Here is a 12,154-nt window from a genome sequence, read left to right as displayed (position 1 = left end):
CCCTAGGGCTGGGTGGTGAGGCGTCGGGGTTCGACGCCTGCGATGAGGGTGGTCAGGGCGTGGTCGATGTCGGTGCCGACGTACCAGTCGCCGGTGTGGTCGAGGGTGTAGATGCGGCCTTCGGCGTCGATGGCGAGGAGGGAGTGGGTGTCGGTCTCCGCGCCGAGGGGGCAGATCTCGGTGTCGAGGGCGCGGCCGAGGTCGCCGAGGGTGCGGGCGAGGTGGAGGCCGTGCAGGGGGTCGAGGTGGAGGGTGGCGGGGGCGATCTGGCGGCCGGTGCCGCCGGGGCTGATGTGCAGGCCGCCGAATTCGGCCCAGGCCTCCACCGCGGCGGGGAAGACGGCGTGCCGGTGTCCGGCGGGTGAGGTGTGGTCGCGCAGGGTGTCGGCCCAGACCTCGGCCTGTTTTATGTCCCAGCGTCCGGGTTGCCAGCCGGCGGAGCGCAGGGCTGCGTCGACGGGCACGGAGAAGCGCGTGGAGGAGGTGCGGTCGGCGTGCATCTGCCCTTCGATCGTCCTGGTTGGTGTGCGGGTGCGCGTGTGTGGTCCGTGGTGCGTGGGGGTGTGTGCGTCAGGCGTCGGTGGTGGTGGGGTCGACGACGCGGACGCCGAAGTGGGCGGTGAGGGCGGCGCAGGCCCGGCAGGGGGCGGCGAAGCTGCCGTGCAGGGGGTCGCCGTCCTCGCGTATGCGGCGGGCGGTGAGTTTGGCCTGCTTGAGGGATTTGCGGGCTTCGCCGTTGGTCATGGGTTTGCGGGCGGCGCGTTTGCTGCGGGCGCTGTCGGCGGTGCTGATGTGCCGGGAGATGAGGATGGCCTCGGCGCAGCGGCCGGTGAAGCGGTCGCGCTGTCCGCTGGGGAGGGTGTCGAGGAACTCCTGGACCAGCGGGTGCAGCGGGGGCGGCTGGTCGCCGCGGGCGGCGGTGCCGGTGAGGGTGGCGCCGCGGACGGAGAGGGCGGCGGCGACGGTGGGCAGGATGCCGTCGCGGCGGTGCTGGAGGGTGGGCGCGGGAGGTATTTCGCTGCTGCTCCAGCCGATGCGGGGGTCGCCGTTGGTGGCGCCGTGGGCGGCGCCGGACATGGCGGTGTGCGGTCCTGTCTGTGTGGTGTTCATGATCGTCTTCCCCTCCCGGGCATCCCCCCGAAAGTCACAGACTGCCAAATCCCGTGGCGGGTGCGGTAGCTGGGGCGGTGCGACACGCCCGGGTTTGGGCAGGCTGTCACGGCGGGGTGACGGCTGGTCACGGAACCGGAGGGCCGGTGACCGGGGTTCGTGTACCGCATAGGCTGTCGGCAACCGCGAGGGCGCGGTCGACGCGTCTGGGACGTGGGAGAGACAGCCGGATACGGGCCGTGGCGCGCCGCAGGGGTGTGATACCGGTTCGTACAGAGTGCCGCAGGGGGCAACCGTCATGACGACAGGTCGGCTCGGGCAGCAGGCCGCGCCGCCGAACGCGGCCTATGCCGGGCAGGTCGTGCATTTCCCGGATCCGGTTCGGGCGGCACGTCACCCGAGAGGGGTACGGATCGACGAGCGTGGTTACCCCGACTTCTCGCCCTACGCGCGTGCGGCGGCGGAGATCGCCGATCCGCCGGAGGGTTTCGGCGTCGACGAGTTGCGGCTGACGGACTTCGTGTCCGCGAACGCGGTGCTGGCGGCTTCGGGGCATGAGCTGTGGGACACGGTGCCGGCGGTGGCGACGCCGCACGGCTGGACGTGGCACCACGTGGCGGGGTCGCGGCGGCTGGAGCTGGTCCCGGTCGAGGTGAAGGCGTTGCTGCGGCATCACGGTGGGGTGGCGACGGCACGGGTGGACCACGACAAGCGGGGGACGCGGCCGTTGCAGGAGACGCGTCCGGCGCACTTCGGGCTGCCGAAGTCGGGTGTGGCGGTGTCGGAGTCGCAGGTGCAGGGGGTCGAGGAGGATCTCGGGTACCGGTTGCCGGGTGCGTACCGTTCGTTCCTGAAGGCGGCCGGCGGCTGCGCGCCGGTGGGCACGGCCCTGGACGCCGGCCTCGGACTGCTGGTGGACCAGCCGTTCTTCACGGTCCGCGACGAGGCGGCGGTGAACGACCTCGTGTACGTCAACAAGTGCCTGCGCGACCATCTCACCAAGGACTACCTGGGCGTCGGCTTCGTGCAAGGCGGTCTGCTGGCGGTGAAGGTCAAGGGCGACCGGCTGGGTTCGGTGTGGTTCTGCGCGTACGACGACGCGCGTGACGTGGATCCGGGGTGGCCGCCGGCGGAGCGGGTGGAGCGTCTGCTGCTGCCGTGCGGTGAGGACTTCGACGTGTTCCTGTCGCGGCTGGCGGGGTCCCCGCCGGAGTTGGAGACGGTGGCGAACCTGATGGTCGACGGTGGTTTCGCGCGTGCCGTGCCGGTGTCCTCGGCCGGCTCGGGGGAGTGAGGTCCGGCATGGTGACGTTCGCGCAGGCGCAGGAGCGCGCGGAAGAGTGGATCAACGGTGACGTCCCGGCGTACCAGCATCGTGAGGTACGGGTGCGGGAGTTCGGTCTCGGGTTCGTGGTGTGGGGCGAGGACCGTGCGGAGGGTCCGCGGTCGGACGCGGGCGGGCAGCGGCTGGTGATCGCCCGTGACAGCGGTGAGGCCACGCTGTGGCCGGCGCTGCCGGTGGGCGAGGTGATCCGCCGGTACGAGGAGGAGTACGGCCGTGCGGCGGAGGTCGCCGACGCGGCGCCGGCGCCCGCGGCCCGGGTGGACCTGAACCAGACGTCGTTCCTGTTGAGCCCGCCGGAGTGGCTCCAGGAGGCGGCGGACAAGCTGGGTATTCCGGATCGGCGGTCGGGGGGTGACGGGGCGTCGGCCGGTGCGGGCCCGGGTTCCGTTGCCGGTTCCGGCTCCGGCTTCGATGGGCTTGCCGAGACGCAGGCCGGGGTGCCGGCGGCTTCCGGCGGGGCCGGTGGTGCTTCTTGGCCGGCGGCCGGTGCGGGTGCGGGTGCGGGTGCGGGCGCCGGAGTTGGGGCAGGGGTGCAGGGTGCGTCGGGTGCGCCGGGCGCACACAACGTGCCCGCCGGTGCGACTCCTTGGGCCGGCACCGACACCAACGCCGATGCCGGTGAAGACCGTTCCGTCCCGTTGCCCGCGACGGTGTTCGCGCCGCCGTTGAGCGATGCCGGCGACGGTGCGCTGGGAGAGGCCGAGACCTCGCTGATGGCGGGGGGAAGCCAGCTGCCGCGCACGGCGGTGTCTCCGGCGCTCGACGAGGCGAGTGCGCAGGGTGGCCCGCCCCCGCCGCCTCCGCAGGACGCCCGGTCCTACGGCTACCCACAGGGACCGGCGGCTCCCGGCACGCCCGCGCCGGGTGCGCCCGGCCGTCCGCAGGCGCCCGCGACGCCGCCCGCGTCCTCTTACGGCTACCCGCAGGCGCCGGCCGCCCCGAGCTACGGCTATCCGCAGGCGCCGGCCGGTGCTCCGGGCGTGCCCCCGTCTCCGGCGGGTCCGGCGGGTCCGGCCGCTCCGGGGCGGCCTCTCGCGCCGAACGCCGGTGACATCGCGGACGCCGCGACGAGCAGGGCCGCGCCTCCGCCGCGCAGGGCGCGTGGCGGGGCCGGTGCGCCGCCTCCGCCACCGGGCGCCCCAGGAGCGCCGGGAGTTCCAGGAGTTCCAGGAGCGCCGGGAGTTCCGGGTGCCCAGCCCGGGGGTGCGCCTCAGCCGCCCGCGGGTGGGTATGCGCCGACGCAGATGGTGTCGGCGCCGGGTCCCAAGGGGCCGGAGGGTCCGGCGCAGGTGCCGGGCGCACAGATCCCGCCGGGCGCCCCCGCCTCGCCCGGCGCGCCGGGCGGTCCGGGTGGTCCGCCTCCGGGCGATGTTCATCGTGCGGCCACGATGCTGGCCGACCCGAGCGGGATGGGTGGCGGCGCGCAGCAGCCTCCGGGCGCCCCTGGCATGCCTCCAGCGCCTTCCGCGCAGGGCTCTGCCGGTGGTGCGGGCGGCGCGGCGGTTCACCACGCGGAGACCGTGCTGGCGGCGCCTCCGGTGGGCGCTCCGCCCGCCCCCGGCAGGCCGCCGGGTGCCCCGCAGATGCCGCCGCCGATGCCGGCCGGTGCGATGCCGCCGCCCGCTCGGCCCGTGCCGGGTCAGCCCGTGCCCGGTCAGCCTGTGCCGGGTCAGCCTGTGCCCGGTCAGCCTGTGCCGGGTCAGCAGCCGCCCGCGTACGGCTACCCGCAGCAGGGGCAGCCGACGGTCGGGCCGGGTTACCAGGCGGTGTTGCGCTACCGGGCGCAGGACGGTTCGGAGCAGCAGCTGATCCGGCGTTCGGCGCCGGGCACGCCGCACCCGGAGTGGCAGATCTTCCACGAGCTGCGGGCCATGAACGTGCCGCCGGACCAGGTGCTTGAGCTGCACACGGAGCTGGAGTCGTGCGAGCTGCCGGGTGCGTACTGTGCGCGGATGATCCGGGAGCAGTGGCCGCAGGCGCGGCTGGCGAGCATCGCGCCGTACGGCACGGATCACGCGAGCCGGCAGCAGGGGATGCGGCAGTTGCTGGCGCATCAGGGCGAGTTGCACCAGGTGGCGGCGGGTCCCGCGCGGCCCGCGCCGGTGCGGGCGCCGTTGCCGCAGGTGCAGGCGGCGCCGCCGATCCCGCCGGAGGCGATCGCGCAGGAGCTGGCGGCGGCGTTCGGTCCCGGCGTGTTCCGGTTCGAGCAGGCGGCGGTGTCGCGGCAGGGTGTGCCGCCGATCGTGGCGCACACGCTGGTGGCGGCGGGGCTGCCGCTGGACATGGGGCCGTTCTTCTGGGCGCAGGCGCAGCCGGGCCGGCCGGTGCCGACGCTGGCGGAGCTGGCGCAGGAGCGCGGGTTGCAGCCGGCGTCGGACGCGGCGTCGTACCTCGTGATGGGGACCGACTTCGGCAAGGCGGTCTGTGTGCAGTACGGCACCGCGAACATCGTGGCCGTGCCCATGGAGGCGGGGCCGGGCGGGGCGTCGGTGCCGCCGCAGTTCGTGAACACGGGGCTGCCGGAGTTCGCCCGCTGTCTGGCGCTGCTGGGCCGGATGTGGCGGCTCAGGTTCGGCCTGAACCAGGAGCAGGCGGGCCGCTGGACCGTCGACTTCCAGGCCCAGCTGGCCTCCCTGGACCCGGCGGCGCTCGGTTCGCCGGAGAGCTGGTGGTCGGTGCTGCTGGAGCAGATGTGGGACGGGCTGTTGTAGCGCGGGGGTAGGACGGCCGTACGGGGGCCGGTCGGGTCGGGAGACCGGACCGGCCCCCACGCGCGCGTGCCCGACTGTCGTACCGCGCGGGCATGATGGGCGGATGGACTTCGAGCCGTACCGGGGCGAGTTGGTGGCGTACTGCTATCGGATGCTGGGCTCGTTCCACGAGGCCGAGGACCTGGTGCAGGAGACCATGCTGCGGGCCTGGAAGGCCCGTGAGCGCTACGACCCCGCGCGGGCGTCGGTGCGCACCTGGCTGTACCGGATCGCGACGAACGTGTGCCTGACGGCGCTCCAGGGGCGCGGGCGGCGGCCGTTGCCGTCGGGGCTCGGGGCGCCCGGTACGGACCCGGAGGCGCCGCTCACACCCGCGCCGGACGTGCCGTGGCTGGAGCCGTTCCCCGACGCGCGCTTCGACGTGGAGGCGCGTGCGGATCTGCGGCTCGCGCTGGTGGCGGCGCTGCAGCTGCTGCCCGCGCGACAGCGGGCGGTGCTGGTGCTGCGCGAGGTGCTGGAGTTCAGTGCCGCCGAGGTCGCCGACCAGCTGGAGACCTCGGTGCCGGCCGTGAACAGCGCGCTGCAGCGGGCGCGTGCCGCGCTCGCGGGGGCGGCCGGGGCGGACGAGGTGAGCGAGCCGGACGATCCCGGGGTGCGGGCGGCGGTCCTGAGGTATCAGCAGGCGTTCGAGGCGGCCGATGTGCCGGCGCTGGTGCGGCTGCTCACGGACGACGCGGTGCTGGAGATGCCGCCGGTGCCGCTGTGGTACCGGGGCCGCGGCGACTACGGCCTGTTCATGGAGCGGGTGTTCCGGCTCCGTGGCACCGGCTGGCGCGTGCGCTCCCTCACCGCGGGCGGACAGCCCGCGCTCGCCGCGTACGCCCCCGAGCCGGGCGGTGCGCACCGGCTGCACTCCGTGCAGGTCCTCACGGTCACGGGCGGCGGCCGGATCGCGCGCAACGTGGTGTTCACGGACCCGCGCGTGCTGACAGCGTGCGCGCCGGCGCAGCCGCCTGTGCCTCCCGCCGGCTGAGACGGTCGGGAAAGAAGTTCCCGGGACGGCGATGAGTCCGCCCGGTGCCGCCGGTATGTACCGGTGACCATCGAGCGAAGGGACAACCGTCATGAGCGTTGTCGTCATCCAATTCACCACCCTGGACGGGATCGTGTCCGACCCGGACGGCACCGAGGGCACGCCGTACGGCGGCTGGCTCTTCCGGTTCGGCCGGGAGGAGATCGCCGGGGACAGGTTCGGCCTGGGCCGCACCCTGGACGAGGGGGTCGTCCTGCTGGGGCGGTCCACCTGGGAGGCCTTCTCGCGCCTGTGGCCGGGCCGCGACGACCCGTTCTCCGCGCGCCTGAACGCCGCACCGAAGCTGGTCGCCTCCCGCACCCTGTCCGACGCGTCCGACGTGTCCGCGTGGGCGAACTCCCGTCTCCTCGACGGGGATCTCCTGGACGCCGTCAAGACCGAGCGGCGGGACGTGGTCGTCATGGGCAGCATCGGGGTCGTCCATGCCCTGGCGGACGCGGACCTGGTCGACGAGTACCGGCTGCTGACCTTCCCCACCGTCCTCGGCACCGGCCGGCCGCTCTTCCCGGCCGGCGGCCCGCCCGCCGAGCTGGAGTGCCTGTCCGCGGAACGCGTGGGCGCGACGGTGCTGACCCGCTACCGAAGGGCGCGCGGCTGAGCTTTCACGCCCCCTGACGCGCTTCCCACCTCCGGGTGAGGCGTGCGGTGTTTCCAGCGCGACATGCGGAGTGTCGCGTTATGAACACTTACGTCCGATCCATCAAGATATCCGCGAAATCATCATTTCGTGCGGGTCCGGCGGAGAGGGGTTCCAGGTGAGCAGCGCATCGATGTCGCCGTACGAGTTCGTGACCGTCCGGGGGCGTGGCTACAGCCCCGATCAGGTCGACACGTTCATGGTGGAGCTCGGTGAGGACCGGGACGCGGCGTGGGAGCGTGCCGCACGGCTCACCGTGCTCGCCAAGGAGATGGAGGCGGAGGCCGAGCGGATGCGCGCTGTGGTCGAGCAGCTCCCTCCGCAGACGTACGAGGCGCTCGGGGACCGCGCGCACCGGATCTTCCGGCTCGTGGTGGAGGAGGCGAAGACCCTGCGCGAGGGCGCCCTGCGCGAGCTGACGGAGGGGGTCGCGGAGGCCGCGGCGCGCGCCGACAGCGAGTGCGATGCGGTGCGGGAGCGGGCCGACGCGCTCCGCACGGACACCGAGGAACGCGCCCGCCAGGTGCTCCTCGCGGCGAGCGCCGAGGCGGACGACATCCGCATCGGCGCCCGTCTGGAGGTCAAGGAGCAGCGGGGCGAGGCGCTTTCGGCGCTGCGCGAGGTGCGGCAGCGCACCACCGGGATGCTCACCGAACAGGCCAAGGAACACGCCGAACGCTGGGCCGAGGAAGAACGCGAGGAGGCCGCGCGCGCCGCCGCGGTCGACGCGCACAACGCCGAACGCATCGCGCGCGCCGAGGCCGCCCTGGCGGAGGCGGAACGGGCCCTGGAGGAGGCCGGGGAGTCGGCGCGCCGCTCCGAGGAGGAGGCGCACGAGCGTGCCGGCGAGGTCCTCGCGGAGGCCAAGGTCCGCGAGGAGCGCATCGCGCGGGAGACCGAGCGGGTGCTGCGCGAGCACGGTGAGACCTGGGACGACGTGCAGGCGCACATGGACCACATGCGGGACAGCCTCGTGACCCTGACGGGGCGCGCGGCGGCGGAATAGCGCCCCGCGCCTCCTCGGCCTCTCCTGGCTTCCCCTCCGTCTCGGCTCCTCCTGGCCCCCTCCGTCTCGGCTCCTCCTAGCTCCCCCTCCGTACCGCCCCCGCCAGGATCCACCCCTCCACCGCCTCGTACTGCCGGCGCTGTTCCGCGGCCCCGCGCCGGCCGGAGGCCACCGTCCCCAGCCAGCCCAGGAAGAAGCCGGCCGGGATGGAGACGAGGCCGGTGGTGGTGAAGGGGAACCAGTTGAAGTCGGCGTGCGGGAAGGCGGCGCCCGGCGAGCCCGAGACCAGGTTCGTGCCGGGCATCAGGAGCAGGACGCTGAGGGTGCCGCCGAGCAGGGTGCAGAGCAGGCCGGTGCGGGTGTAACGGCGCCAGAAGAGGCCGTACACCAGGGCGGGGGCGAGGGCGGACGCGCCGAGGCAGAAGGAGAGGGTGATCAGGGGCTGCAGGCTGTGGTGCTGGACCAGGGTCGCCAGCAGGATCGTGGGGACTCCTATGGCGAGCGCGGAGACGCGGGCCAGGGTCATCTCGCGGCGGGCCGGCATCTCCCGGACGCGGGTCGCGAAGACGTCGTGGGCGAGGGAGTTGGCGCAGGCGAGGATCATGCCGGCGACGGAGGCGAGCAGGGTCAGGAAGACCGCCGTGGTGACGGTGGTGAAGAGCAGGGTCTCCGCCGTCGACACGTCGGCTCCGAAGGCCGCGCGGGAGCCCAGCAGGTAGGCGGTGTTGCCCTGCGGGTCGGCGGCGGCGACGGCGGCGCGGCCGACCAGGGCGGTGGCGCCGAAGCCGACGACGCCGACGATCGGCACGAACAGGGCCACGCACGACACCGCCCAGGACATCGAGCGGCGGACCTGGCGGGCGCTGGAGGCGGTGTACATGCGCATGGTGATGTGCGGCAGGCAGGCGCCGCCGAGGACGACGGTCAGCTCCGAGCTGATCATGTCGAGGCGGGGGGCGGGACCGCCGGTGAACTGGAGGCCGGAGTGCAGGTACGCGGCTCCGGCGCCGCTGCCCCGGGCCGCCGCGGCGAGCAGGGCGCCCGGGTCCCAGTCGAAGCGGTGCAGGACCAGCAGGGCGACCACGGTGCCGGAACCGAGCAGCATCACGATCTTCAGCATCTGGATGAGCGCGGTGCCCTTCATGCCGCCGATGGCCGCGTAGCTGATCATCAGGGCGCCCAGGCCGACGACGCAGCCGGTCTGCACGGTCTCGTTGGAGAAGCCGAGGAGGAAGGCCATCAGCTGCCCGGCGCCGGCGAGTTGGACCAGCATCAGCGGCAGCAGGGCGGCGACGGTCACCGCGCAGGCCGCGATCCGTACGCTGCGGCCGGGCATCCGGCGGGCCAGCGCGTCGCCCATGGTGAACCGGCCCGCGTTGCGCAGCGGTTCGGCCAGCAGGAACATCAGCAGCATCAGCGACAGGGCGGTGCTGAGGGCGAGGACGACGCCGTCGTAGCCGCACAGGGCGATCACGCCGCCGGTGGCGAGGACGCCGGCCCCGGAGATGTAGTCACCGGCGATCGCCAGGCCGTTGCGGAGCGGGGAGAGGGAGCCGTAGCCGGTGTAGAACTCGTCGAGGTCGTCGCGGTCCGGGCCGGTCATCACGCACAGCAGGAGGGTGAGCGTGGCGACGACGGTGAAGGCGACCAGCGACATGGACTGCGCGGAGCCGCTGAGGCCGGTCACCGTACGGTCCTGCGCCTGGCGTCCAGTTCCGCGGTCCGGCGGATGCGGTCGGCGAGCGGGTCGACGTGGCGGCGCGCGGTGTGCTCGTAGAGGGCGATGGCCAGCCAGGTGACGGGGAGTTGGAGGAGTGCGAGGAGCAGTCCCGCGGGTACGCCGTCGGCGACCGTGCTCGTCATCACGCCCGGGGCGAACGCCGACAGCACCAGGAACACGGTGAAGTAGCCGAGCGCGGTGAGGGTCGCGGTGCGCCGCTGGAGGCGGTAGGCGCCGCGCAGCACCCGCAGGTCGCTGTGGTGGCCGACCGGCTCCCGGTGCGGCACGTGGCGGGGTCTCGGCGGCTCGGGCGGCAGCGGCTGCCAGGGGTAGGTGAGGTGCGACGGATCGCGCGGGGACAGGCCGGAAGGGTCGGAAGAGGCGGCGGAGTCGGCTGGGCCGGAAAGGTCGTGGGACATCCCGGTGCTCCTTGCGTGGCTCGGGTCCGTGGCGGCGGACCGCAGGGAGAGGAGGGAGCGGGGGACGCACGTTACTCGCAGGTATCCGGGCCGTGCGGCCATTTTCGGCAACTGGCCGGCCGGTATGCGCTTACTTCACGCGAACGTGTCTGACCTCGGGTGTTACCCGCGTTAACTACGTGACGGGAGTCAGTCCTTGAGGACCGGGAAGCGTCGCGGTGCCACCGACAGGAGCATCAGGAACGCCAGTGCGGCCGCGCACGCCGCCCCGAAGTACACCGCGTGGACCGCGTCCGCGATGGCGTGCCGGGTGGCCTCGGGAGCCGTTCCGTCGTCCAGCGTGCGCGTGACGGAGTCGAGGTCGCCCGCGCCGCCCAGCCGGGCGGCCAGCACCCCGTTGGCGACCGCGCCGAACACCGACGCCCCGATCGTCTGGCCGGTCTGCCGGCAGAACAGCACCGACGCGGTCGTCGTGCCGCGCTCCGCCCAGCCCACCGTCGACTGCACGCCCACGATCAGCGGCAGCTGGAACAGGCCCAGCGCGGCGCCGAGCAGGAGCATGAGCAGGGTCGGCTGCCAGGCCGACCCCGGGTAGGGCAGGAACGGGAACGCGAACAGGATCAGGGCGGCCGCGCCGATGCCGAGCAGCGCGGTGTCGCGGAAGCCGATCCGCCGGTACACGTGCTGGCTGAGGGCCGCCGAGACCGGCCAGCTCAGCGTCCACACCGACAGCACGAACCCGGCGGCCACCGGCGCGAGCCCGAGCACCGACTGCGCGTACGTCGGCAGGAACACCGTCGGCGCCACCATCAGCAGACCGAGCGCGCCGAGCGCGAGGTTGACGGCCGCGATCGTACGGCGCCGCCACACCCACCCCGGGATGATCGGCTCGGCCGCCCGGCGCTCGATCCACACCACGAGCCCCACCAGCGCGAGCCCGGTGGTGAACAGCGCGCACGACGGCGCGGACCACCACGCCCACGCCACCCCGCCCTGCACGAGCGCCGTCAGCAGCACGCCACCGCAGGCGAAGACCGCCAGCGCACCCGCCCAGTCCACCCGCGGGGGCGTGCGCGGCGCGCGCTTCGGCTCGTGGAGGTGACGCACTATCAGCCAGAGCGCCGCAGCGCCGATCGGCAGGTTGATGAGGAAGATCCACCGCCAGTCCGCGTACGCGGCCAGCACCCCGCCGAGCCCCGGCCCGGCGACCGCCGACACCGCCCACACCGTGGACAGCTTCGACTGGATCTTCGGGCGGTCCTTGAGCGGGTAGAGGTCGGCCGCGAGGGTCTGCACGGTGCCCTGCAGTGCCCCGCCGCCGAGGCCCTGCACGATCCGGAACGCGATCAGCGCGGCCATGTTCCAGGCGGCCGCGCACAGCAGCGACCCCAGCAGGAACACCGCGGCGCCCGCGACCAGCACCGGTTTGCGGCCGAAGGTGTCGGAGAGCTTGCCGTACACCGGCAGCGTCACGGTGACGGCGAGCAGGTAGCCGGAGAAGAGCCAGGAGAAGACCGAGAAGCCGCCGAGGTCGCCGACGATCTGGGGTACGGCGGTGGAGACGACGGTGGAGTCGAGCGCCGCCAGCGCCATGGCGAGCATCAGGGCGGCCACCACGGCCCCCCGCCGGCCCGTCCCGGCCTCCCGCCCCGCCGCGCGTATCGCGGGTTCCGTGTTCTCCTTCTCCGCGTTCTCCTTCGCCACGCCGGATCCCCTCCCCATGTGTTCCTCATGTATCTATGTCGCGTACGACAGCTTCCCATCCGCCCCGGCACGGCGGGAGAGCGTGTCCACCTGGTGGGAACGCGTCGGAACGCGCAGCCACTTGACCCTCACGCGGCGGGAGGGTGGACGCTTCCTGGGGCGGTGGGTGGAGGCCGACCCCGAGAAGGACTCCACCCGGCGGTGGACGTCCCCTAGGGGGTTCTCCGTACTACGGCTCGGGGAGGGTTCGTACCGCCGGAGGACGAGACGGCACCCCGCCCGTCCTTAACCTGGCTTTACGCCGCCGGGGGGCGGTTGACCGAACCGGCGGGGGTGGGGTTTTCCCCCGGGGCAAGACGGGGCTTCGCACCAGCGCGGAGCAACCCCGCCGACCGCGAGACTCATCGTC

10 protein-coding genes are annotated in these 12,154 nt (G+C 73.7%); 5 read left to right on the top strand and 5 right to left on the bottom strand.

The window, feature by feature from the left end; genetic code table 11:
• Positions 1-2 precede the first annotated feature (2 nt).
• On the bottom strand, positions 3-500 hold the full coding sequence (locus tag ABT137_RS20125) for an SUKH-3 domain-containing protein (RefSeq protein WP_351710644.1): 498 nt from the start codon (positions 498-500) through the stop codon (positions 3-5).
• 70 nt (positions 501-570) lie between these two features.
• On the bottom strand, positions 571-1,110 hold the full coding sequence (locus ABT137_RS20120; protein ID WP_351710642.1) for a YwqJ-related putative deaminase: 540 nt from the start codon (positions 1,108-1,110) through the stop codon (positions 571-573).
• 298 nt (positions 1,111-1,408) lie between these two features.
• Between ABT137_RS20120 and ABT137_RS20115 the strand changes: the two genes are divergently transcribed.
• The 5 genes from ABT137_RS20115 to ABT137_RS20095 all read left to right on the top strand — a co-directional run bounded on the left by ABT137_RS20115 (position 1,409) and on the right by ABT137_RS20095 (position 7,902).
• Positions 1,409-2,404: an SMI1/KNR4 family protein gene (locus ABT137_RS20115; RefSeq protein ID WP_351710640.1), complete on the top strand. Its 996-nt coding sequence runs from the start codon at positions 1,409-1,411 to the stop codon at positions 2,402-2,404.
• Positions 2,405-2,412: 8 nt separating this feature from the next.
• On the top strand, positions 2,413-5,166 hold the full coding sequence (locus ABT137_RS20110) for an SUKH-4 family immunity protein (protein WP_351710638.1): 2,754 nt from the start codon (positions 2,413-2,415) through the stop codon (positions 5,164-5,166).
• Positions 5,167-5,269: 103 nt separating this feature from the next.
• Entirely contained in the window at positions 5,270-6,199 is a 930-nt protein-coding gene (locus ABT137_RS20105) for an RNA polymerase subunit sigma-70 (protein ID WP_351710636.1), read from the top strand.
• Positions 6,200-6,290: 91 nt separating this feature from the next.
• Positions 6,291-6,857, top strand: a complete 567-nt coding sequence (locus tag ABT137_RS20100; RefSeq protein WP_351710634.1) for a dihydrofolate reductase family protein — start codon at positions 6,291-6,293, stop codon at positions 6,855-6,857.
• 157 nt (positions 6,858-7,014) lie between these two features.
• Positions 7,015-7,902: a cellulose-binding protein gene (locus tag ABT137_RS20095; protein WP_502984549.1), complete on the top strand. Its 888-nt coding sequence runs from the start codon at positions 7,015-7,017 to the stop codon at positions 7,900-7,902.
• A 76-nt stretch (positions 7,903-7,978) separates the two neighbouring features.
• Here the strand turns inward: ABT137_RS20095 and ABT137_RS20090 are convergent, their stop codons facing one another.
• From ABT137_RS20090 to ABT137_RS20080, 3 genes are all read right to left on the bottom strand, one after another.
• Positions 7,979-9,559: a sodium/solute symporter gene (locus tag ABT137_RS20090; protein WP_351710950.1), complete on the bottom strand. Its 1,581-nt coding sequence runs from the start codon at positions 9,557-9,559 to the stop codon at positions 7,979-7,981.
• Positions 9,560-9,585: 26 nt separating this feature from the next.
• Positions 9,586-10,041, bottom strand: coding sequence for a DUF485 domain-containing protein (locus ABT137_RS20085; RefSeq protein WP_351710632.1), 456 nt, complete (start codon positions 10,039-10,041; stop codon positions 9,586-9,588).
• 189 nt (positions 10,042-10,230) lie between these two features.
• Positions 10,231-11,745, bottom strand: coding sequence for an MFS transporter (locus ABT137_RS20080; RefSeq protein WP_502984548.1), 1,515 nt, complete (start codon positions 11,743-11,745; stop codon positions 10,231-10,233).
• Between the last annotated feature and the right edge of the window lie 409 nt (positions 11,746-12,154).

The organism is Streptomyces sp. NPDC001980, from assembly GCF_040296885.1.
In the GTDB taxonomy this organism is placed as follows: Bacteria; Actinomycetota; Actinomycetes; order Streptomycetales; family Streptomycetaceae; genus Streptomyces.
The sequence above is the reverse complement of the archived record's forward strand: the minus strand, read 5'-3'. Positions and strand labels throughout refer to the sequence as shown.

Bases quoted from the DNA above. Each gene is read 5' to 3' on its own strand.
- ABT137_RS20090 (WP_351710950.1), bottom strand. From the start codon at position 9,559: ATGTCGCTGGTCGCCTTCACCGTCGTCGCCACGCTCACCCTCCTGCTG.
- ABT137_RS20120 (WP_351710642.1), bottom strand. From the start codon at position 1,110: ATGAACACCACACAGACAGGACCGCACACCGCCATGTCCGGCGCCGCC.
- ABT137_RS20085 (WP_351710632.1), bottom strand. From the start codon at position 10,041: ATGTCCCACGACCTTTCCGGCCCAGCCGACTCCGCCGCCTCTTCCGAC.
- ABT137_RS20105 (WP_351710636.1), top strand. From the start codon at position 5,270: ATGGACTTCGAGCCGTACCGGGGCGAGTTGGTGGCGTACTGCTATCGG.
- ABT137_RS20110 (WP_351710638.1), top strand. From the start codon at position 2,413: ATGGTGACGTTCGCGCAGGCGCAGGAGCGCGCGGAAGAGTGGATCAAC.
- ABT137_RS20125 (WP_351710644.1), bottom strand. From the start codon at position 500: ATGCACGCCGACCGCACCTCCTCCACGCGCTTCTCCGTGCCCGTCGAC.
- ABT137_RS20115 (WP_351710640.1), top strand. From the start codon at position 1,409: ATGACGACAGGTCGGCTCGGGCAGCAGGCCGCGCCGCCGAACGCGGCC.
- ABT137_RS20100 (WP_351710634.1), top strand. From the start codon at position 6,291: ATGAGCGTTGTCGTCATCCAATTCACCACCCTGGACGGGATCGTGTCC.